The sequence below is a fragment of the Patescibacteria group bacterium genome (assembly GCA_023380635.1).
GTDB lineage: Bacteria > Patescibacteriota > Microgenomatia > JAMCZE01 > JAMCZE01 > JAMCRP01.
In genome coordinates, this window is sequence record JAMCRP010000002.1 from 19923 (window position 1) to 41050 (window position 21128).

Annotated in this window: 16 protein-coding genes and 2 tRNA genes; 14 read left to right on the forward strand and 4 right to left on the reverse strand. The window is 48.2% G+C overall.

From position 1 onward, the window contains the following. Positions 1 to 263: 263 nt before the first annotated feature. From rho to M1403_03325, 3 genes are read left to right on the forward strand one after another with little or no spacing between them, the layout of a single operon-like run. Entirely contained in the window at positions 264 to 1508 is a 1245-nt protein-coding gene (gene rho, locus M1403_03315) for a transcription termination factor Rho (GenBank protein MCL4398025.1), read from the forward strand. Between the two features lie 52 nt (positions 1509 to 1560). Next, positions 1561 to 2676 (forward strand): peptidoglycan DD-metalloendopeptidase family protein, encoded by a 1116-nt coding sequence (locus M1403_03320; protein MCL4398026.1) that lies wholly within the window; start codon positions 1561 to 1563, stop codon positions 2674 to 2676. A gap of 42 nt (positions 2677 to 2718) precedes the next feature. Then, on the forward strand, positions 2719 to 3090 hold the full coding sequence (locus M1403_03325) for a four helix bundle protein (GenBank protein MCL4398027.1): 372 nt from the start codon (positions 2719 to 2721) through the stop codon (positions 3088 to 3090). A 49-nt stretch (positions 3091 to 3139) separates the two neighbouring features. Here the strand turns inward: M1403_03325 and M1403_03330 are convergent. After that, a tRNA-Ala gene (locus M1403_03330) sits at positions 3140 to 3210 on the reverse strand. A 124-nt stretch (positions 3211 to 3334) separates the two neighbouring features. On the opposite strand from M1403_03330, the gene M1403_03335 reads away from it, so the two are divergent. The 11 genes from M1403_03335 (at position 3335) to M1403_03385 (ending at position 17449) form a co-directional block, all read left to right on the forward strand. Continuing rightward, on the forward strand, positions 3335 to 3823 hold the full coding sequence (locus M1403_03335; protein MCL4398028.1) for a hypothetical protein: 489 nt from the start codon (positions 3335 to 3337) through the stop codon (positions 3821 to 3823). A 497-nt stretch (positions 3824 to 4320) separates the two neighbouring features. Beyond that, positions 4321 to 4391: transfer RNA gene (locus M1403_03340), tRNA-Ala, on the forward strand. A 298-nt stretch (positions 4392 to 4689) separates the two neighbouring features. Beyond that, entirely contained in the window at positions 4690 to 9528 is a 4839-nt protein-coding gene (locus M1403_03345) for a tail fiber domain-containing protein (GenBank protein MCL4398029.1), read from the forward strand. Between the two features lie 113 nt (positions 9529 to 9641). After that, positions 9642 to 10406, forward strand: a complete 765-nt coding sequence (locus M1403_03350) for a hypothetical protein (GenBank protein ID MCL4398030.1) — start codon at positions 9642 to 9644, stop codon at positions 10404 to 10406. 34 nt (positions 10407 to 10440) lie between these two features. Beyond that, positions 10441 to 11109 (forward strand): hypothetical protein, encoded by a 669-nt coding sequence (locus M1403_03355; GenBank protein MCL4398031.1) that lies wholly within the window; start codon positions 10441 to 10443, stop codon positions 11107 to 11109. 97 nt (positions 11110 to 11206) lie between these two features. Beyond that, a complete protein-coding gene (locus tag M1403_03360) occupies positions 11207 to 11587 on the forward strand; it encodes a F0F1 ATP synthase subunit delta (protein ID MCL4398032.1) in 381 nt (126 codons plus the stop codon). 48 nt (positions 11588 to 11635) lie between these two features. After that, positions 11636 to 13180, forward strand: a complete 1545-nt coding sequence (locus M1403_03365) for a F0F1 ATP synthase subunit alpha (GenBank protein MCL4398033.1) — start codon at positions 11636 to 11638, stop codon at positions 13178 to 13180. Between the two features lie 64 nt (positions 13181 to 13244). Next, on the forward strand, positions 13245 to 14081 hold the full coding sequence (locus M1403_03370) for a F0F1 ATP synthase subunit gamma (protein ID MCL4398034.1): 837 nt from the start codon (positions 13245 to 13247) through the stop codon (positions 14079 to 14081). A gap of 100 nt (positions 14082 to 14181) precedes the next feature. Then, on the forward strand, positions 14182 to 15564 hold the full coding sequence (locus tag M1403_03375) for a F0F1 ATP synthase subunit beta (GenBank protein MCL4398035.1): 1383 nt from the start codon (positions 14182 to 14184) through the stop codon (positions 15562 to 15564). A gap of 15 nt (positions 15565 to 15579) precedes the next feature. After that, entirely contained in the window at positions 15580 to 15873 is a 294-nt protein-coding gene (locus M1403_03380) for a hypothetical protein (GenBank protein MCL4398036.1), read from the forward strand. Between the two features lie 52 nt (positions 15874 to 15925). Beyond that, a complete protein-coding gene (locus M1403_03385; GenBank protein ID MCL4398037.1) occupies positions 15926 to 17449 on the forward strand; it encodes a glycogen synthase in 1524 nt (507 codons plus the stop codon). Positions 17450 to 17469: 20 nt separating this feature from the next. Here M1403_03385 and M1403_03390 read toward each other — a convergent pair whose 3' ends face one another. From M1403_03390 to glgP, 3 genes are read right to left on the reverse strand one after another with little or no spacing between them, the layout of a single operon-like run. Continuing rightward, on the reverse strand, positions 17470 to 18486 hold the full coding sequence (locus tag M1403_03390) for a polysaccharide pyruvyl transferase family protein (protein ID MCL4398038.1): 1017 nt from the start codon (positions 18484 to 18486) through the stop codon (positions 17470 to 17472). A gap of 2 nt (positions 18487 to 18488) precedes the next feature. Continuing rightward, positions 18489 to 19637 carry a hypothetical protein gene (locus tag M1403_03395; GenBank protein ID MCL4398039.1) on the reverse strand — a complete coding sequence of 383 codons (1149 nt, stop codon included), beginning with the start codon at positions 19635 to 19637 and terminating at the stop codon, positions 18489 to 18491. 2 nt (positions 19638 to 19639) lie between these two features. Continuing rightward, a complete protein-coding gene (gene glgP, locus M1403_03400) occupies positions 19640 to 21067 on the reverse strand; it encodes an alpha-glucan family phosphorylase (GenBank protein ID MCL4398040.1) in 1428 nt (475 codons plus the stop codon). Positions 21068 to 21128: the final 61 nt, after the last annotated feature.

A 21128-nucleotide genomic window follows, 5' to 3' on the forward strand; every position in this document is an offset into this window, starting at 1 on the left:
TTAGCCTGATAATGGGGAACATAAGCTCAGACTTGTGAGCTTGGGGTGCCCCAGAACGATTTTCTTCAATTTGAAATTCGAAATTTGAAATTTGAATTGAATGTTTCAATTTTTCAAATTTAAATTTTCAAATTGATTTAAAATTAAAAATTTTAAATTTCAAATTTGCGCTTGTGCCCCTGCGAAACAACAATTTCCGTCAGAATAATTTTAGTTCTGCCCGTAAGCCCGCCTTTAGAAGTCTGGGCTATAATTCTATGAATGTGAGTGATTTAGTGGGTAGCCCCCTCGATTCCACTCGGGGCAATATGCCGGCTCCGGTGCAAAGCGCTGCTCCGACGACTGACAACTCCTTGCCCCCAATGGGTGCGGGCCCGCGGGATCTAAACGACGCCAATATTCCGACGATGGAATTAAAGGGTGTCCTGGATATTACGCCTGAAGGCCACGGCTACCTGCGGCCGAAGTTTATTCCCTCAGAACGCGATGTTTACATTTCTGCTTCCCAGATTCGTCGGTTTGCCCTGCGGCCCGGTGATTGGGTGGAAGGCATCGGCCGGCCGCCCAAGGAAACGGAGCGCTACTACGGCCTGCTTCGCGTGGACAAAGTGAACGGGGAAGAGGCGGAAAAGATGATGAACCGGCCCTGGTTTGATGATCTGACGCCCATTTACCCGGATTTACAATTAAAACTGGAAACCGGATCGGAACCCCTAAGTACCAGGATCATCGATTTGGTCGCGCCGATTGGCCGGGGACAAAGAGGACTCGTCGTTTCGCCGCCAAAAGCAGGTAAAACCTGGCTTCTTAAAGAAATTGCCAACGGCATTACGACTAATTTTCCGGACTATCATTTGATGGTAGCGCTAGTTGGCGAGCGGCCGGAAGAAGTCACCGACATTGCCCGAGGCACAAAAGGAGAGGTTATCGCTTCTAATTTTGATCAAACACCCAGAGAACAAGTAAGGGTGGCCGAAATAACCCTGGACCGGGCGCGCCGACTCGTGGAAATGGGTAAAAATGTGGTTATTCTTTTAGATTCCATCACGCGGCTGGCCCGCGCTTACAACCTGGCAATTCCGTCATCGGGACGGACCTTGTCCGGCGGTTTTGACCCGGCGGCCCTTTTCCCGCCCAAACAATTCCTGGGAGCGGCCCGCTGTGTCGAAGATGGCGGCTCCCTGACCATAATCGGCACCGCTTTAATTGACACCGACTCCCGGATGGACGATCTGATCTATGAAGAATTCAAAGGGACGGGCAACATGGAGTTGCATTTGGATCGGAAATTAGCGGAAAAGCGGGTTTTTCCGGCCATTGATGTGGCCCGGTCCGGAACCCGTAATTTTGAGCGTCTGGTGACACCGGAAAGATTAAAGCAACTGGACACTTTAATTAAAATGCTTCATCTTCTTAATGACGACGAGCGGACGCCCATGCTCATCGATAAACTTTCCCATACGAAGGACAATGAGGAATTCCTCGAGTCCCTAAAGCAGGGAGGCTAGCTCCAAATTTCAAATTGTAAATTTCAAATTAATCTGCTATTCTCTTTCCCGCATGGTCTTTAGGGAACTTGGCTGCGACCTGACGGAGTATTGTCACTCTGTCAGCTGGTACCTGAACCGCAAAGCAACTTACGCGGGAGTGGTTTTTGAAACCGGGAAAAGTCTGGTTGTCACCGTGCTTAAAGCCCGGCGGGGCACTTACCAAAAACCATTTCTCCACGCGGGAATGGTGATTATTACCGCAACCGCCGTCATTTCTGCGCCTTTAATTGTTAACGAATATCCGACAGCCGCGGCCGGCCGGGTGCTTTCCGCGGCGACTTCGCCCTCGGCAGTTCTTAATACCGCAGCTGATATTACCAATGTCGATACTGTCACTCAGGAATCGGAAAAACCCCGGCGGGATGTGGTGGAATACACGGTCCAGTCCGGCGACACCCTGTCCACTGTGGCCAAAAAATTCAGTAACGACAAACTGGGGATTACGGTCGATGTCGCCTCTATTTTAACTTTGAATAATATGATGGAAAGTAAAGTCTTAAAGCCGGGTGATGTGATTAAGATTCCGCCGGTTTCCGGGGTGATTGTCACGGTCAAGAAAGGGGATACGATCCAGTCGCTGGCCAAAAAGTATGGTTTGCCCAGCCCGCAGCCGATTGTTGACTGGCCTTATAATTCTTTTGCCAACGACGAAACTTTTGCTTTGACCGCCGGCCAAACGCTGGTGATTCCGGGCGGAGTGGCGCCGGAAGTGGCGGCCCCGGTAGCGCCGAGAATTATTAATGCGCCGTCGCTGTTCTCCGGCGGCACCGGCCAGTTTGTCTGGCCGACCAACGGGATTATTACCCAATATTTCTCCTGGTATCATCCGGCGGACGACATTGCCAACAATATCGGGACACCCATTCTGGCGGCCGATTCCGGGCGGGTAGTGACCGTGCTTTACCAAAACCATGATTACGGTTTCCATGTGATTATTGATCACGGCAACGGCTACCGGACCCTTTACGGCCATATGTCCCGCATTGATGTAACGGTTGGTCAAAATGTTTCCCGGGGACAACAGATTGGGCTGATGGGCTCAACGGGCCGGTCCACCGGACCGCATCTCCACTTCGAGATCTATCAGGGTGGGACAAGAGTAAACCCACTGGGGCTTCTGAAGTAAGTTACAATAGTTACATTAGTTACGATAGGTAAGAAAGAATAAGTGGACAAGATCCAGAGAAATGCCCGACTCTTGGAACGTCTCATTAAGTTTTCTCAAAAGGTTATCTCCTTGTGCAGAAAGTTGCCTCGAACATCGGTTAATCAACGTTTGGTACCTCAAGTAGCGGCTAGTTCTGATTCCATGCCAGCCAACTACGCCGAGGCCTGTGCAGCGGAAAGTAACGCCGACTTTGTTCATAAAATCAGGATCGTTATGAAAGAAGCCAACGAAACCCGAGTTCATTTGCGACTGTTATATGTGGCCAATCCTGACTTCCAGAGGGAAATCGTCGAGCTCGGGAAAGAATCAACGGAGTACATTAAGATCTTCTTTACAATCGAGAAAAAGTGCCGCCAGAAAAAGCCCTCTTAATTTTCTGAATCCCTAATGAACTGTTGTTACTATCGTAACTTACTCCTAGTGGACCCGCGGGGAATTGAACCCCGAACTCGTCAATGCGAATGACGCGGTATACCGTTTACCTACGGGCCCGAGGAATACATTATATCAAGTTATCGCCGAATCCGTTGTAACTATTGTAACTATTGTTACTGTTGTTACTGTTCTTTTACTTCTTCCTTGTTGGTTTCTGGTTTGAAATAATTACACTCTCTCTATGCCAGCCACTCCTGTTTATGGCCGCCGGGTTCTGACCCCGCAAACGATTTTTACCTATCTGGTTTTGGCGGTAGTGGCTTACGCCCTGGCGGTCTATATTTTTGCTAAAAATTCCGGGCGGCTGGCTTTACCGGGAGTAGGTCTTTCCCTTTCACAACCAGTCACAATATCTCTTAATGCACAAAATAATTCCGGGGAAACCGGAACGGCAACTTTGATGCCTGTCAACGACGGCACCCAAACCCAGGTAACCATTAATTTGCAAAATGCCCCAAGCACTCCTCAGCCGGCTCACATTCATATCGGTGTCTGTCCCAATCCGGGAGCAGTGAAGTACCCGCTTAGCGATGTCGTTTCCGGACAATCGACCACGGTGATTAACGCGACGCTGGAAGATTTTAAAAATATGGAACCGCTGGCAATTAATGTCCACCAGTCGCCAAACGATATTCAGACTTATGTCGCCTGCGGAGATATCAAGTTTTAACTAAATTTTGTTTTCTTCAGAAAGAATTTTGGCGGCTTAACAGCCGCCGCCTGTTGGCTCTTTCTTTGCTGGTGCGAAAGAAAGGGCCGCAAAGAAAGCACCCCCGAAAGAGCTTCGGACAAAACCACGCTTCAATTTCTCGGAAAAATTTTTCCGTTCAGGTACGGATGAGTGCCTCTCACTCCAAAATTTTTCCTCAATTTCCCCGGGTTTTGTCTCCTCGCTCTTTAAGGGGCCCCCATGGCGAAGTGAGTGTGCAAAATTCTCTGAGTTTTGCCGAGGAGACGGCCTGATGCTTGCGAATGCAAACAGACATGGCCGAGGTGATCCTCAAAAAACGAAGAGCTAATTTTGCCGCAAACGCAGACCGGGGTGCCCTTCTTTTATGTCCAATTTTCTTGGGCAAGCAAGAAAATGGACCCCCGGTTCCCGGAGGGAACGAATTTTAATTAAAGAAATAATTTAGAGAATTTGGTAAAATAAAAAGAGAAATTTTTGGGCCCGTAGGCTACCGGTAGACTGGTTCCATGGCATGGAACAGAAAGGGGTTCAATTCCCCTCGGGTCCACAACAAAATTTTTCCTCCTTCTTCGGTAACTTTTTTCCTGCAATTTATCGCTAAAAAGCGGCCTTACTCTTGACATTTTTTCACGGAGGGGTATAAATATATATAGTCGTAAAATGTCGTAATAAGTCGTGATAAAGCTTAGCCTGAGAAGCTAAATCCCATTCCGAACGATAAATTAATTTCCACTGAAGAATTAATTAATCAGGCTAAAGCCAGGGGTTTTCTTTTTGGTGCCGGCAAACCGGTTTTTCTGCTTCATTACTACACTCAATTGGGTCTGATTCCTAATGCCGTCCGGATGCGGCTTGAAGGAGTCAAGGGACACACTGTCGGTTGCTATCCAGAAACAGTGGTGGAAACACTTTTAAAAATTCAAGAACTGCGCCAAGGCGGGTTGGTGATGGAGCAGATTAAGTCCAAAATTCTGGCAAACACTTCGGAAACGGATAATAACTTAATTTCCCTCGAAGAGCTAATCAACCGGGCCAGGGTGGCCGGTTTTATTTTTGGAGCCGGCAAACCCAGTTTCCTGCTGCACTATTACACTCAGTTGGGAATCTTACCTAAAGCGGTCAGACTCCGTCTAAACGGTATCAAAGGACATACAGTAGGCTGCTATCCGGCGGAAGCAGTAGAGACCCTGCTAAAAATCCAGAAACTGCGCCGGGAAGGAGTGGCGGTCAAGGATATCGCCCAAACGCTGGGCAACGAAGGGATTAAGCCGGCAGCCCGGCGGGAGGAAGCCGAAACTTTGGAAATTCTCCGGGTCGCGGCCCAAGCCCCGGTCCGCTATCAAGCCGAAACCGAAGCCGGCAGGCTGGCCGGATATTTCCAACCCCCACCGCCAGAGAGACAAGAAACAAGATACAAGATACAAGAAACAAAGAAAACACAAGATGCAAAAGAAACAAAAGAGAAGAGAAGCTGGAAAAGCTTTGCTTACACTCTTCCGGCAGTTTTAGCTACTATCCTTCTGCTGTTAACTACCGGCCTGAATATATATATTACTTCCTATCAGAAGAAAGTGGCTTCTGACCGGAATTTGCAGGCGGTCTTGGCCGAAAGCAGCAGCCAAAACTTTTTAGACATCCGGGCGGATACCGATGTTTCCGGAAGACTGACCGTGTGGGGGAAAGATGTCTTAACAGAAGCGACTTTAGCTTCTTCTTCCCCCTACCTTAGCAACTTAAACCAAAGCCTCAGCACGACGGCCACTCCTACTTTTGCCAACCTTACCTTAACCGCCGGCAAGATTGTCCTGGAAGACAAAACGCAAACTTTAAAAAACAAGACCATTGATGGCGGGAGTAATACCCTGACAAATATCTCAAACTCCTCACTTTCTAACTCCAAAGTCACCGTGACGGCCGGCACCAACCTGACCGGGGGCGGGGATGTCGTCTTAGGTGACAGCACCACGATTGGTTTGAAGGATAACATTAACATTGCTTCTTTGTCGGCTACTTCAGTTTTTGTTAACGGTGACGCCACGGTGGCCGGGAATTTGCTGCCGGGAACAAATAGTGCCAACGATTTAGGCAGCAGTGATCATTACTGGCACAGTCTCTATGTTAATAATATCTACGGCCCGCCGGTGGGGTCTTTTTGGTTCTGGCAAAGGGCTGCCGGGGCAGTGGCTCCGACGAACATCACTGATGATCTGCTTTTGGGCAGTACAGCCACAGCCACGGCCCAAATTGCTCTGAACGCGACCAACGGGAACATCACGACCAAGGGGACGATAAATGGGCTGGGAATAACCTCGGCCACTATTGACACGGGGACGTGGCAGGCAACGGCTATCGGAACCCAATATGGCGGGACCGGCCAAAACTGGAGCAGTGTGGCCCAGGGCAACCTGCCCTACTTTAGCGCTTCAGGGACCATGGGGACTTTGGCGCCGGACACGGTCAACAAGCTCTTAACGACCGGAGGCGCGGGGGCTAACCCCAGCTGGCAAAGTTTAGTCAATTTGCTTTCAGCCGGAACCGACATTTCTTTTGGAGGCAGCGAAGTGGTCACGGTTAACGACACTGCCACTTTAAACACCGTCACCGGCCGGGGGGCAACCACCGCTAACGCCATTACCCTAACCGGAGCGGGAACGGCTTTAACCGTGTCTAATAACGCCACGGTTTCTGGGACTTTAGGGGTTGGGGGAGAAGCCAGTATCAGTGGTAAACTAATTTTAGGGTCAAACACCGCCCAGATTAACGCGACCAGTAATAATGATTTGCAGCTGGGCTTTCAAAACACCGGCACCGTCCGGTTTCTAAATACCAGTAACTACCTTGACGCCAGCGGCAATTTTTACCTTTCCGGCAACCTCATTGCCAGCGGGACAACCGTCGGTTTCTGGCAGCGCACTGCCGGTTCCCTGGCTCCGATTAATATTACTGACGACTTGAATTTAGGCGCGACCGGTACCAGTTCGGCTCTGGTCCATTTTGGCGGCACTTCCGGCCAAGGGAACTTTATCAACACCGGCGCCGGGGTGGGCATCGGGACTACCGACACCACCGAAATGCTTAATGTCAACGGGAGGCTTTTGTTAAGTCAGGTGAGTGCTCCCGGAGTGTTAACCGACAAACTCTACAATTTAGGCGGCGCTTTAACCTGGGCGGGCAACGCTGTTTGTACCGCGGCCGGCAACTGCGCCGGGACAGCCAGTGCCTTAGGCGGGTCAGGGGGAGCGGGGTATATTTCCAAATGGTCTGGTACTTACAGTCTAACCACAAGTCCGCTTTATGTGGATGGTTCCGGCCAAGTGGGGATCGGGACGACCAGTCCGGCAGCCCAGTTTGCCGTCGGGGCCAATTCCGGCTTAACCATTAACGGGACCGGGGACATTGTCGCCCGGACTTTTAACGGCAATACCATCGCCACAGGGTCAGCGACTTTTACCATTCCGGCCAGCGGGACGGCAGCTTTAGGCACCGGGACTGCTAATCAGGTAGCCTACTGGTCAGGCACCAACACTTTAACTTCCGAAGCCCAGTTAGCTCCTTCCCGGGGAGGCACGGGGGCTGACTGGAGTTTGGTAGCCCAGGGATCGCTGCCATATTTCTCGGGAACCGGCACTCTTAGCACTTTGGGAGCGGGGACTGCTAACCAGGTCTTAACTACCGGTGGGGGCGGGGCAGACCCGGGTTGGACCAACATAGCTTCTTTAGTGACTCAAACCGGAAACATCTCTATCACCGGAACTCAGACTTTAAGCGTGAACACCGTCATGAACCCGACTTTTAGCACTTCGGTCACGACACCGCTAATTTACGGGGGAACCGGAGCTGGTTCTACCTTAACTTTAGCCGGGACTTCCAACGGCTCGCCGGTTAACGCTTATGTTTTGCTTAACCCGGCCGGTCAGGGCAATGTGGGCATCGGGACGACTAACCCTGTAACAACACTCCATGTATACAATGCCGGCGGAAATGACAACGGCGATGTTCAAATTTCAGGTACCACGAACCCGTCTATCGCTCTCGTAGACACCGGTGTGCAGGGATATGGCCTTTACATAGACACGAGTGACAGTAATAAGCTTAAGTTAACTAATGCGAATGCCGGCGTGTCCGCTGGCACACCACTTATGACGATCACCAGCGCTGGCAATGTTGGCATCGGAACGACGGGACCAAGTAAATTACTTGATGTATATAAATCTCAAAGCAGTGTCACCGACGAGTCGCAAGCGGCAGCGGCTTTCGGTGTCACTACGACGGGAGGTATCTATGGATATATCACTCCTAATCAGACTGGAAAAACAGTCACATTCGCTGGAGTTCGAGGCGGTCAGGCTAACGACGTATCGCTGCTCTTTAACCCAGCTGGCGGCAACGTCGGCATCGGGACGACGGGACCTTTGGGCAAGTTAGATGTCGGCAACCAAATGTATGTTCAGTCAAACGGAACCATCGAGAGTCCAGGCAGCAAGAACACGACTAACGGAATGATTGAAACATACTATAATGCTGGTGACAGATATGGTTTAGGTCAACTTTCCAATGGAGTAACAGCTTTGTACACATCCGATGCTTACAGCCCCAGCTCAATACAGTTTGGAAGAATAGACAGCAGCAACAATTTCATCTCTCTGATGGATATTACCCATGGTGGCAATGTCGGCATCGGGACGACGAGTCCGGGCTATCTTTTAACCGTTAACTCCAGCACCCCAGGCTGCAACGGGTGTACCGCCTGGACAAACTACTCTGATATCCGCCTAAAGGAAAACATTGCTTCCGTCTCCGGGGGAATTTTAGACAAAATTTTGCAACTAAACCCGGTGACTTTTAACTACAACGACACCTACTATACCCAAACGGGTTATTCCCGCCCTGATGGCCAAACACCAACTTACACTGGCTTTATTGCCCAGCAGTTGCAAACGATTTTTCCGGAAATGGTTTCCACCTCCAGTAATGGTTATCTTGACACCAACCTTTCCAACTTGCAGATCTATCTGGTTAAAGGTATGCAGGAACAACAGGGAGAAATTGCTTCCCAGTCGGCCGATATTGCCACCATGTCAGCCACACTTTCGGCCTGGAATGATTTGCTAGGCACCCCATCCGCCTCTCTGGCCGACTCGGTGGCCCACCTGGACGGCTTATCAGCCGATATTTCTACTCTCATGGCGGATAACCTGCAGATTAAGTCCGATATCGAGCTTCTGAAAGAGCAAATGGCCACAGTTTCCGCTAATTTGGCCCAGGTGCAAAGTCAAACCGCTTCCAATTCCGCTTCTCTGGCTTCCTTAAGTCCCTTAAGTAACTTAAGCATCTTAAGTGATCTGGAAGTCTCGACGGTTTCGGCTTCCTTTGCCAACTTTTCTGATACCTTAAAAGTGGTCGGCAAAACGGACCTGGCTGATACTAACATCGGGGGCAGCTTGACCGTGGGGTTGCTGCACTTTGACGATTTGAAAGCGGAAATCTCTTCCTTAACCGGCACCGTCACCGTTAACAGTAATTTGCAGGTGGCCGGAGATGCCGAGGTTATGGGCAGCGCGACCGTTTCCGGCCAGCTGGCAGTGCGCGGAGGTATTGTCGTTAAAGATGCCGTTTCCGGAGAAAATTATTGTCTCCGGGTGGAAAACGGGGTGATGACCAACACTAAGGGAGACTGCAAATGATTCGACAATGCCTTAGCCCTGTCGGGTTTATAACCAGGAAAGCGCTTTAAGATCTGGTCCTTAGAGCCGAACATTTTCTTTAAAGAAGAGGCTACATGTGTTAATCTGAAATTATGCCAAAAGTTTTGGCCCTGGTTTTGTTGGTAGTCATGCTTTTCGCAGCTACCGGGCCGGCATTGGCGGCCTCGTTCGAAGCCGATATTGCTTCCTCATATCCGATTGCTGATAGCCAGGCAGTCTCCGGCGACATTTTGATTGCCACAAACCAGGGAATTTCCCGGGCTTCTACCGAATATGACCAGAGACTGTTTGGCGTTTTGACGGATAAAGCGATCATGGTTTTCCGCTCGGCCGATCCCAATAACAAGCCTGTTTCCCGTTCCGGAATTGCCGTGGTGAATGTGACTAACGCCAATGGTCCGATTTCTAAGGGCGACTACATCACCTCCTCCGCGACTCCCGGCAAAGGAGAAAAAGCAACCATCTCCGGTTATGTGGTGGGCCAGGCGCTGGAAGACATGACCGGTTCCAGCGGCCAGATATCGGTGGCTGTCAGAGTTGAATACGCCGAAATCAGTAATGCCCGGACGCTCTCCAGACTGGTCGACTATGTGACCGCCGATGTTTTTCGCAATGTCAAAGATCAGGGTCAGTTATCAATGGTGTTGCGCTACATTATTGCCGGCTTAATTATGCTGACTTCGATTGCTATTTCCTTTGTCACTTTTTCCCGTTCCGTCCCTAAAGCCATTGAAGCGATTGGTCGTAATCCCTTGGCCAGGACAAGTATCATGATCTCTTTAAGCATGTCCATAGGACTGGTAATCGCGACAATTGGATTAGGTTTAGCGGCAAGTATTGTAATCCTGAGGATTTAACTTTAATCTAAACTAGATATTAGAAACTTTCATAGTGACCGAGCAGCTTTTTATCATCTTTTTATTAATAGTAGGCATCAGCCAATTGGTCCTGGCCATCTATCTTTTGGGTCTTGGCAGCAAGGTCAGGTCCCTTTTAACACTGGCAAAGTCCAATTCCTTGCCCGGCCGGGGAGAGCGGGCGATGAAGATTCTGGGCGGGGCATATTCCCAGGCCAAGAATATCCTTTCCCAGGCAGAATTAACAGGAATTAAAATGCACGCCGAAACCTCGCTGGAAAACAAGAAAATAGCCGACCAATTTGCCCGTGAGATGGCGGTCTCCAGTTCAAGAATTGAACAAATTATGTTTGCGGCCACGGATAAAGCCAATTCCCAGTTTGTCTCATTTTTGGATGACCTTAAAAACCATTCCCAGAAGGAAGAAGAGCTGGTTGTGGCCGACAGCCGCCAGCGGGTAGGGGCTTTTCTCGATAATTTTGAAAAAGAAATGGCCGAGGCGGTTAAAGCGGACATGGATAAAACTCAAAAAGCTCTGGCCGACTACAAAACAGCCCGGATGGCAGCTTTGGACGAAAGTTTTATCGCGGCCGCGCAGCGGGCTCTGGAAATAATCCTTTCAAAACGAATCAATCTGGCCGACCAGGCGGAACTAGTAAACGAAGCCCTGGAACAAGCTAAAAAAGAGAAACTCATCACCTAATTTTCAATTTGGAATTCGAAATTTGAACTGAATTTTTCAAATTTAAATTTGAATTGTTTGAAACATTTATTTCAAATTGTAAATTTCAAAGTTCAAATTGTCTTTAGTTTCTCAAATCTTAACTACTTGTCTCACTAAATCCGCTGCTCTGCGGGAACTAAGTAGCGTGGAGGATCAGGTCCGGGCGCGCAAGGTCAGCCGGGAGGACTTTGATAAGGCCAGAGAAGAAATTAAAACCATCGAGCCGCTTTATCTTTATCTGCCGGCGCAGGTCCCGGAAGAAAATTTGCAGTCGATAGTTGGCAAGCTGCGCCGCGATTACGGTGATAGGTTTTTAATCGAGATTAAAATCGATCCGGCGCTTCTGGGTGGCTGCGCCCTGTCGTATAAGGGAATCTATAAAGACTATTCGTTAAAAGCTAAGCTGGAGAAAAATAGAGAAGCACTGAAGAAAGAGTTTGACAAATTTTTAATTTGAAATTTGAAATTTGAATTCAAATTGTAAATTGTAAATTTAAAATTGTTTATGGAAATTGGTTATGTTAAAGCCATCAGGGGTCCAATAGTTTATCTTGATGGCCTGCCTGGCGCCAAGCTGGGGGATATTGTCGAATCGGACGGGGGAGCTTCGGGCTTTGTTTCAGGATTGAACTCAGACAGTGTCGAAATCCTGATTATCCGCAATGATGATGTCAAACCGGGGACCGCCTTTAAACCTACAGGTAGAAATTTAGCGGTGCCGGTGGGGGATTTTTTGCTGGGGCGGGGTATTAACCCTTTAGGCGAGCCGATTGACGACAAGGGAGCAATCTCGAAAAATCAAGAGGTTTTGCAGCCATTGGATCAGATTGCTCCGGGGGTGGCCGGCCGGGAGTTTATTCAGGAACAGTTTGTAACTGGCGTTAGCCTGGTAGATACTATTGTTCCCATCGGCCGCGGTCAGAGGGAACTGATTTTGGGAGATGCTCGATCCGGAAAGACGGGTTTTTTAATTGATGTTGTCATTAATCAGAAACATCAGGATACTATCTGTGTTTACGCTTGCATTGGTAAACCAGCCACTGATGTCTACGATTTGATGGCAGCGGTTAAGCGGGAGAAGGCTCTGGATAAAACCATTTTTGTCGTTTCTTTTTCCGCCGATGCCGCGCCGCTTATCTACTTGACGCCAAAAGCGGCATTTGCTGTGGCCGGTTACTTCCAAAAGCAAGGGAAAAATGTTCTGGTGATTTTGGACGATTTGGGAGCGCACGCCAAGATTTATCGGGAAATTTCTCTTTTAGCCGAGCGCACCCCCGGGCGAGAAGCTTATCCCGGGGATATCTTTTATGAGCATGCTCATCTTTTAGAAAGGGCAGGTAAATTTAATAAACAAACCGGTGGAGGGTCAATTACCGCTTTACCCGTCGTTGAACTGGGATTAACCGATTTTGTCGGCTTTATTCCCACCAATATTATGTCCATGACCGACGGCCACCTGCTGTTTTCCGCCAATCTTTATAATCAGGGCCAACGGCCGGCCGTTGACTTGCTTTTGTCCGTCTCTCGGGTTGGTCAACAGACTCAAAAACATGTTCAAACTGACTTGGCGTTTAAGATTAAACAAATGGTTAACGAAGCCGACCGATTGGCCTCATTATCTTCTTTTAGTACCGAACTTCCTCCCGAAACCAGGTTGCTCTTGATTCGGAGAGAGATGATTATGGAAATTTTACGCCAACCGCCGTCAGTCAACATCAGCCCGGCCAAACAAATCGTATTGCTGGCCTTGCCGTTTTGTCATTTTATTGAGATTAAAGACGAAAAGTTCCTAGTGGCCTTCAAAAAAACCGTTCTGGATGCCCTGGATACCGAGCCGAGACTCAAAGAATTCGTCAGCAAAGCTTTGGACTTACCCTCCGCGAATGAGCTGATTAAAGGACTGGAAGAACTAGGTCCGGTTATTATGGGCATCATCGGTAAAGTTAAACCCGAAGGTCCGGCCACAGCCGCGCCGGCAATTGAAGCTGCGTATCCGGGGGTAAAGTACCCGAATTCAGCAGACAAACAGGTAGGCACAGACAGACACTGACAGGTACAGTGGACCTTAAGACTTTTCTGTCAGCGTCTGGCATGTCTGTTAAGGTCTATTTTAAATGATTGCTCTTATTGACCCAATTCACGAGAATATTAAAACCGGTGAAACTATCCGGATAATGGCGGAGGCTTACTCGGAGCTGTCGGTTTCCCGACTTAACCGGATCCGAGTAAAAATTGAGCGCAACCGCCTTTTTGCCCTGGATCTAGCTCAGGCCTTTCACGAGGTTCGAGCAGCGGCCAGCATCTTTAATTTCAAGAATAAACCGGTTCGCAAACCTAAACTAAATGTTCTCCTGTTTTCCAATCATGGTTATTTTTTAAGTTTAGAAACACAAATGGTTCGCTTTTTCCGGGAGCAAGGGGATGACGGAGATATTCTAGTGATAGGCCGCAGCGGGGCGGAAATTTTCGCCGGCCAGGGCTACACCAAACATTTTGATATCCTGATTTTTCCGACTGATTTGCCCCGCAGTCTGGAGCTAGCCAAGGCTTCAGAACGACTGAAAGGCTATGATCGGGTTTCGGTCTTTTATCCCCAGTTTAAAACAGTAGCTACACAGATTCCCGTGTCATTTGACATTACCGGCGATTTAGGCCGGATTGAGAAAACCAATCATTCACCAGCTCCGGCTATTTTGGAACCGGAAGCGCCGAAAATGCTGGAGTTTTTTGAGGGCCAGATTGTCCGGTTGCTTTTGGAACAAGCTTTTTTGGAAGCGGAACTGGCTCGCACGGCTGCTAGGCTTTTAATGATGGATTCCACCCAAAATCGGGCCAGAGATTATATTAGAGCACAAGAGAAAGTCTTACGAACTCATATGAAAGAGAAGCAGGAAGGAAAGATTCTAGAACTGAGCTTGGGTTTTCTGGCGAGAAAGCGCAGGCAATTTTAAATTTCCAATTTTGTTAAAATTATTCGTTTTGTTCAGAATCTTGGCAAAGTCTAAGTTTAGAATTTAAAGTTGGAATGTAGTGTTTTGTTATACTGACTGTATGCCCAAAGATACCGAAGGTTATAAAGTTAAAGGCAAAGTCGTTCAGGTTAAGGGCCAAGTGGCGGTAGTGGAAATTATTTCCGACGCCCGACCCGCCTTGTATGAGCTTTTAGTGGCAACCGACGATCCAGAAATTAAGTTCGAGGTTTACTACCAATCAGAAGATGTTACCATGTGCGTTATTCTCTCAGAAGGTAACAAAATCGTGCGAGGAATGGAAGTGACCGGTACTGGGGAAGAGCTGCAAATCGGTTTAAGCATGGGACTTTTAGGGCGGGTTATTAATCTTTTTGGGCAGCCGCAGGACGGCGGAGAACCAATTAAATTTGAGAAAAGTAAATCCATTTATCAAAAGAAACCCAATCTTAACGCCATCGCCGGTGGTTACGAGCTTCTGGAAACGGGAATTAAAGCAATTGATTTTTTAACGCCCTTCCTGCGCGGCGGCAAGACCGGCTTTATCGGCGGCGCTGGGGTGGGCAAAACTATTCTTCTGACCGAACTCATGCATAATGTCACCGTGCGGCGTAAGGGGATTGCGGTTTTTGCCGGAGTCGGAGAGCGCATTCGGGAAGGCCAGGAACTGTTTATGCGGCTTCAGGAAGCTAAAGTTATGGACCGTACCGTCATCATTTTGGGGCAAATGAACGAGAATGCGGCCATTCGTTACCGCGCGGCTCTGGCGGCCACAACTATGGCCGAATATTTCCGTGACCAGAAAAATGAAGTCATGTTTTTTATTGATAATATGTTCCGGTTTGTCCAAGCGGGTAACGAGGTGGCGACTCTGCTTGGTACTCTGCCTTCAGAACAGGCTTACCAGGCAACCCTTCAAAGCGATGTGTCCTATCTTGAAGACCGGTTGGTCTCTACGGCCGATGGAGCGATTACCTCTGTTCAGACAATTTATGTGCCATCTGATGATGTTTCCGACCCGGGAGTCAATGCGGTAATTTCGTTTTTAGATACGGCCATAGTTTTATCCCGCAGTGCTGCTCAGACGGGTATTTATCCGCCGATTGACATGCAGGCTTCCACTTCCACTGCGATCTCGCGTAATTTAATTTCCGAACGACACAAGGATATGTTGCGGGCTTTCCGCCAGCTTTTGGAAAAATACGAAAAGCTCGGTAGGATTGTGGCTATTATCGGAGAAGGAGAGCTTTCGGCAGCGGACCGGTTAATGTATACCCGGACCAAAAAGATTATTAATTATTTGACCCAGCCATTTTTTTCCACCGAAATCCATACCGGCCGCAAAGGCATCTATGTTGATCGGGAAACGACGATTAACGATATTGCCGACATCATGTCCGGCTCGGTTGATACTATCCCGGCGCAAAAACTCATGTATATCGGGACACTCAAAGATCTGAAATAAGTTAAAAATTAGAATATGGCTACTAATCTTAGTTTGCACATCTTCTCTCCTTTGGAGGATATTTTTACCGGTGATATCGCCTCGCTTTCGAGCAAGAACTCTTCTGGGCCGTTTGATATTCTGCCTCAGCATGCTAACTTTGTCACTTTAATCAATAAGGACCCGATCACTGCGCGGTTGCCGGATGGCAGCAAAAAGGTTTTTGAGTTTCCCCAGGCAGTTCTGCGTTGCCATGAGGGCAAAATTGAGGTTTTTACAGACTTTTCCCAGGCAGAAATGCTGCTGCCGGAGGGGAAGTTTTTGATTTAGCTCGTAATCTCCCTTGCTTTCGTAGTTGGTGTCCCGATATAATTAAAGCCAGATGTCGGGAAAAAATCTCAAGGTGCTTTTTGTGTCGGCGGAGGCGGCCCCGTTTTCCACTGTTGGCGGTTTAGGCCAAGTTGCTTACTTTTTGCCCCGGGCTTTAATGAAGCTGGGAGTGGATGTTCGTATCTTTATTCCCAAATACGGCACCATTAATGAGGAAAAATTTCCTACAAAAAAGGTCATTGATGCCCTTAAAGTGCCCACCGGCGAGAAGGAAGGGGACAAGCCAAGAGAGCTGATTTGTAATGTCAAAGCTTATGCAGAGACCAGAAAAAACGAACCAACGGTTTATTTTTTGGAGAACATGGAATATTTTGAAAAACGAGCCAATGTTTATGGTTATTCCGATGACAACATCCGTTTTGGGCTTTTGAGCCGCGGCGCTCTGGAGTTTATTAAACACGAATTTTTTGTTCCGGATATCATCCATGCTAATGATTGGCACACGGCCTACACTCTTAATTTTCTGCGTCAGGACTATAAAGACGACCCCGTTTTAAAAAAAATTGCCGGGCTTATGTCGGTTCATAATCTGTTTCAAGGACAGGGATTCGATTTTGCCCACGCTTCGGAGATGGATTTTGATGACGGCAAGTCCCGGTTGGCGCCATTTTTCTCCGACCAGTTTTTCAAACAGAATTCTTTGAAACGGGGTATCATTTACGCCGATGTGGTCAACACCGTTTCCGAGACCTACGCCCGTGACATTATGAAAGAAGAGTACGGCTGGGGTCTGGACAAGCTTTTTAAAGAGCTTCGCGGCAAGCTGTTTGGCGTTTTAAATGGCATTGATTATACCGATTTTAACCCCGCCACTGACAAATTAATTAAGAAGAATTATTCTGCCGGCAATTTTAAAGCCCGGGTTGAGGATAAAGCAGACCTGCAAAAAGAGTTTAACTTAAAAGATGATCCCAACGCTATGGTTTTGGCAATTTCCGGAAGGCTGGATGAGCAAAAAGGGATTGACCTGGTCATGGAAACAATGCAGTTCATTCTGGACGAATTTCCGGTGCAGTTCATTGTCCTGGGATCGCCGGCCAAAGACGAGTACCGCAAGTTTTTTGAGGAACTGGAGAAAAAATATCCGGGCCGGGTAGGGACCCATTTGCAACCTAACTTCGCTTTACCGCGTAAAATTTTTGCCGGGGCAGATGTCATTTTAATGCCGTCAAAATACGAACCGGGCGGGATTGTGGCTCTGGAAGCGATGCGTTACGGCTGTGTGCCGGTGGTGCGGGCAACTGGGGGACTAAACGATAGCGTAAGCGACGGGGTTAACGGCTTTAAATTTAATTCCTATGCCGGCATGGCTTTTCTCTCTAGTGTGGCCCGGGCTTTGGAAATTTACAAAAATAAGGTGCTCTGGCAAAAAATGGTTAAAAAGGCCATGGAAGCGGATTTTTCTTGGGCTAAAGCGGCGGAAAAATATCTGGATCTCTACAGCCGGACCCTGGAATTTCGCAAAGAAGCCCTGTCTCCCAACCCTCCTCAAGCCTTCAAACAAGTGACATCATAGCAATCTTAAAATCTGTGGTTTTAAGCCGTCAAATCCTTTATTTTGGCGAGAAATGTCTGCTGTGATTTTTGGATTTCTTCCTTTTTGACCCTAAATTTTTTTCGATAGAATTGCTTTTGGTCGAGAACTTCCGTAACTTTTTGAACTAAAGTTCCCGGTTGCAAATCTTGCGGCAAAAGACAAAGCTCCGGGCAGTCGAGGAACCGGGCAAAGCTAAGATTACGCTGGTCATAGGCAATATTAATTTCCGGGGTTCCGGCTCCAAAGGCCATAACAACGCTATGAAGCATCATTCCGATAACGAGATCCAACTGACCGTAGAAATGCTTCTGGCCGGCCGGAGACAAATCAATAATTTCCAGGTCCGGTACCTGCAATTCTTGGACAATATTTCTCTCCGAAGGGTGTTGGAGAAGATAATAGATCTGTGCGCCGTGGTTTTTACGCAGCTGTTCCATGGTCTCCCGGTACGAGGTCATAATTTGGTCCTTAAACTTGCCGAATCCCAACCAGCCGGAATAATTTAAGTTAAAGCCGATTTTAAGTTTAGAGCCATTTATAATCCTTTCCGGTTTTTCTTCCAGTAGGCAAGCCGGGTCGCCGATAAGAGCCACATCATTAATGCCAATTTTTTCCAGGAATTCCCGGGTATAAATATCTCTGACCGATTTCAGGGCCGCCCGTTGGTTTAAACAGGCGATAGAGGTAATTTCTGTTTTGTTCAGGGGGTTTCCGCCAAATTCCTGAATGTAACCAACGCCATAAGTAACAATCGGCGGTTTAATGCGGTTAATCAAATCCAGATTAAATGGCAAGAAATAGTGATAATAAATCCCGCCGCCGCCAATAACCGCCAGGTTACTGTTGTTAATTGCCTCTAAGGTGCCAGGAGTTGGTTGGCTTAATTCACTTAGGGAAATATCGGTAAATTCAACCGATCCCCGGAAGCGTTTTTCTAAAAGCTGTTGGACCGCCTGAACGATAGCCACATCGCCTTTATTGAGTTGATCGCTGACATGGAGGTGGGCAATTTTCATTATTAAAGTCGGGGTAACTTATCTAAAAATTTAGCGCGCGCCTGATTGTACGCCGCGTACTTTTTCTCGACTTCGCCTGACCAGTGGTAAGACCACATTTCCATTAAAAATTCGTGATAAAGCTTTTCGGCGGGAATTTTCAGCGCCGTGTCAATGTATAAACTGCGCACACAGCGGATCAATTCCCGGGCGCCGAGTTCCACCAGATCGGGGTGCCACCAGGGCCAATTGGACAGCCAATAATAGTGACAGGAGGAGATGCCTTGCTGGTAATGGCCCTCCGCCGGCGGATTGGAATCAGGAGATTTCTGGAGAAGCTGATAGGCTAGTTTGGCCAGCTGGTCATACTTGTTTTGCAAAGGGTTATCGGGACTAAGCCACAGGGGATAGGGATTATTGTTTTTTAAATCAGCAGCGGAAGTTTGCCAGGTAGAAGCTCGCACTGTGTCAAGCGTCAAGCGGGAAGCGTTACCAGAGTCGGGAATTTCGCTCGCCTTAATAAACTTAATTTTTTTCGTTTCCAGAAGTTCGCGTAATAAATTTATCCGTTCCGTGTAGTGGTGGCCGAAAACTTCCGCGTCCGAGACGGCCAAAATGGTCTGGTCCGGAGCGGTTTTAGCTTCAAAGAATTTCAGAAAAATATCGCCGGTAAGTTCGTTCGGATAGGATCGCAGGAGTTCCGAGACCGCCCGGGAAGAAACATTTTTGGGAAGAGGAGGAATTTTGTCCGGGTTGAAATCGGAATTTACGGAAGATTCGTCGATAATCATGTTTTCCTGATAAATTTCCGGCTTAACTCCCAGCTCCGGCAAATAAATTAGATTTCCGGGCTCGTAGCCAAAAACTTCCTTTATTCTGGCGCGGTTAGCTTCCAAAAGTTGCGGGATTTCCGTAGCTGCCAAAAGCGGCAGGAGAGGGTGATGGATTGGACTGTTGGTGAGCTCCACTTGACCGCGGTCCAATAATAATTTGATTTTAGCGGTAAAGTCAGGGGACGGAAAAACGGCAATGTTTAGAGTAAAACGGGCCTCCGGGTGGGCCAGAAGCAAGTCGGCCAAGGGCAGATAGCAGGAGCGCAGAACCTGCTCCGTAATCGTCTGAGATTGGGTTGGCGGCTGGTAGAAATGCAGCAGTAGCGCTAAAGCGCGCATAATTAGAGATTATATAATTTTGTTTTATAGTCTTCCAGCATCCTGGATGTGAGGTACTTTGTGGCGATTAAGTTCATAATCAGGCGCATATGGGCCAGCCAGGACTTTGGCAGGTTATTCGGCCGATCGTAAAACAGGGGAGCGATTTTGTCAGCCAGGAGTTCATAAATTTCTCCCAGAATCCAACCGCCGCCATGGCTCCAATCTTCTTCGGCAATCCAGCCGTCGGCCGTCGTCAATAAAAGCGCGCCGTTAAGCCCGGCTTTCATGGTTGAAGTGCCACAGGCTTCTTTGCCAACCAAAGGGGTATTGAGCCAGACATCAGCACCGGCGACCAAAATTTTGGCGACATCCAGGCCATAGTGGGGCAAAAAGGCAAATCGGCCGGAAAAATCCGGATTCTTGGCAACGGCTTCCAGGCGTTCGGCAATGCTATATTGTCCCGGGTCCTTGGGATAGGGTTGGCCGCCGACGACAAACTGGATAGGTCGTCCGGGATTCTTTATAAGCTGCTTTAATTTATCGTAATTACTTAATAATAATTCCGGCTGTTTATATTCCGCCAGTCGCCGGGCCCAAACAACGGTTAAAACTTTAGGGTCGAGTTTCGATCCGGTTTTTTGATTAATAAAATCGACCAAAGCGGAGCGGTTTTCTTCATGCTTCTGCCATAGTGTAGGGTCTGTCCCGCTGTCACTCTTCAGATTTTGTGCTTGCCAGCGATCGGGATTGATACCGTTTGTGAGGGGTATGAGCGGGCTGTTTTTATGGACTTCTTTTTCCACTTCGCAGTGTTTAACGCTCACTCCGTTAGAACGGACGGCATATTTAATCATGAATTTATTGGTGGAGAAAAATTCGGGATGGTTTTCATCTGATCCTTCGGCATAAATTTCTTCAAAATTAGCTTCCGGCCAGACTTCATGTAACACTGCGCGAAAGTCTTCAAGAGGAATATGTAACCCGGACTGCGTTAAAACGGTGTGTTTAGTAGCAACAACCGGCGTGGTGTCGCCGGCTTTTTTTAAAGCCAGAATAGTTAACCCGGTGTGACCTTCGTTAAGGTGATAGAGGGCCGGCTGGGTACCCAAATCCTTAAGCAATTTAACCCCCTCAAAGGCTAAAAATAACTCCTGACGCAGCTGAGTGAGGAATTCGGGGCCATAGGGGGAGCGGCCCAGGATGCCGCTGTTTAGGAGATACAATTTCGCGCTGCCGTACTCCTTATAATAGTATTCCGGCTTCTTTTCCAAACCCAGCTGTTCTACGCCGTCATAAGCCAGCCCCAGGGCCACTAACGGAAAACCTTGTTTGCCGCATTCCAGAAGATAGTCCGCGGCCAAAACGCCCAGGCCTCCGGCAAACGGCATGGCGTCAGAGAGAGCATATTCCATGCTGAAAAAAGCCACCGGATGCTCGACAGAGACCATAATAATTCAGTATACCAATTTTGATCCCTTGACAACATTAATAGAATTACCGTACTCTGGA

What these genes read in the sequence shown, in the direction of transcription:
- M1403_03385 (MCL4398037.1), top strand. Translation starts at nt 15,926, where the DNA reads ATGTCGGGAAAAAATCTCAAGGTGCTTTTTGTGTCGGCGGAGGCGGCC.
- M1403_03390 (MCL4398038.1), bottom strand. Translation starts at nt 18,486, where the DNA reads ATGAAAATTGCCCACCTCCATGTCAGCGATCAACTCAATAAAGGCGAT.
- M1403_03375 (MCL4398035.1), top strand. Translation starts at nt 14,182, where the DNA reads ATGCCCAAAGATACCGAAGGTTATAAAGTTAAAGGCAAAGTCGTTCAG.
- M1403_03350 (MCL4398030.1), top strand. Translation starts at nt 9,642, where the DNA reads ATGCCAAAAGTTTTGGCCCTGGTTTTGTTGGTAGTCATGCTTTTCGCA.
- M1403_03380 (MCL4398036.1), top strand. Translation starts at nt 15,580, where the DNA reads ATGGCTACTAATCTTAGTTTGCACATCTTCTCTCCTTTGGAGGATATT.
- glgP (MCL4398040.1), bottom strand. Translation starts at nt 21,067, where the DNA reads ATGGTCTCTGTCGAGCATCCGGTGGCTTTTTTCAGCATGGAATATGCT.
- M1403_03395 (MCL4398039.1), bottom strand. Translation starts at nt 19,637, where the DNA reads ATGCGCGCTTTAGCGCTACTGCTGCATTTCTACCAGCCGCCAACCCAA.
- M1403_03320 (MCL4398026.1), top strand. Translation starts at nt 1,561, where the DNA reads ATGGTCTTTAGGGAACTTGGCTGCGACCTGACGGAGTATTGTCACTCT.
- M1403_03370 (MCL4398034.1), top strand. Translation starts at nt 13,245, where the DNA reads ATGATTGCTCTTATTGACCCAATTCACGAGAATATTAAAACCGGTGAA.
- M1403_03345 (MCL4398029.1), top strand. Translation starts at nt 4,690, where the DNA reads ATGCGGCTTGAAGGAGTCAAGGGACACACTGTCGGTTGCTATCCAGAA.
- M1403_03335 (MCL4398028.1), top strand. Translation starts at nt 3,335, where the DNA reads ATGCCAGCCACTCCTGTTTATGGCCGCCGGGTTCTGACCCCGCAAACG.
- M1403_03365 (MCL4398033.1), top strand. Translation starts at nt 11,636, where the DNA reads ATGGAAATTGGTTATGTTAAAGCCATCAGGGGTCCAATAGTTTATCTT.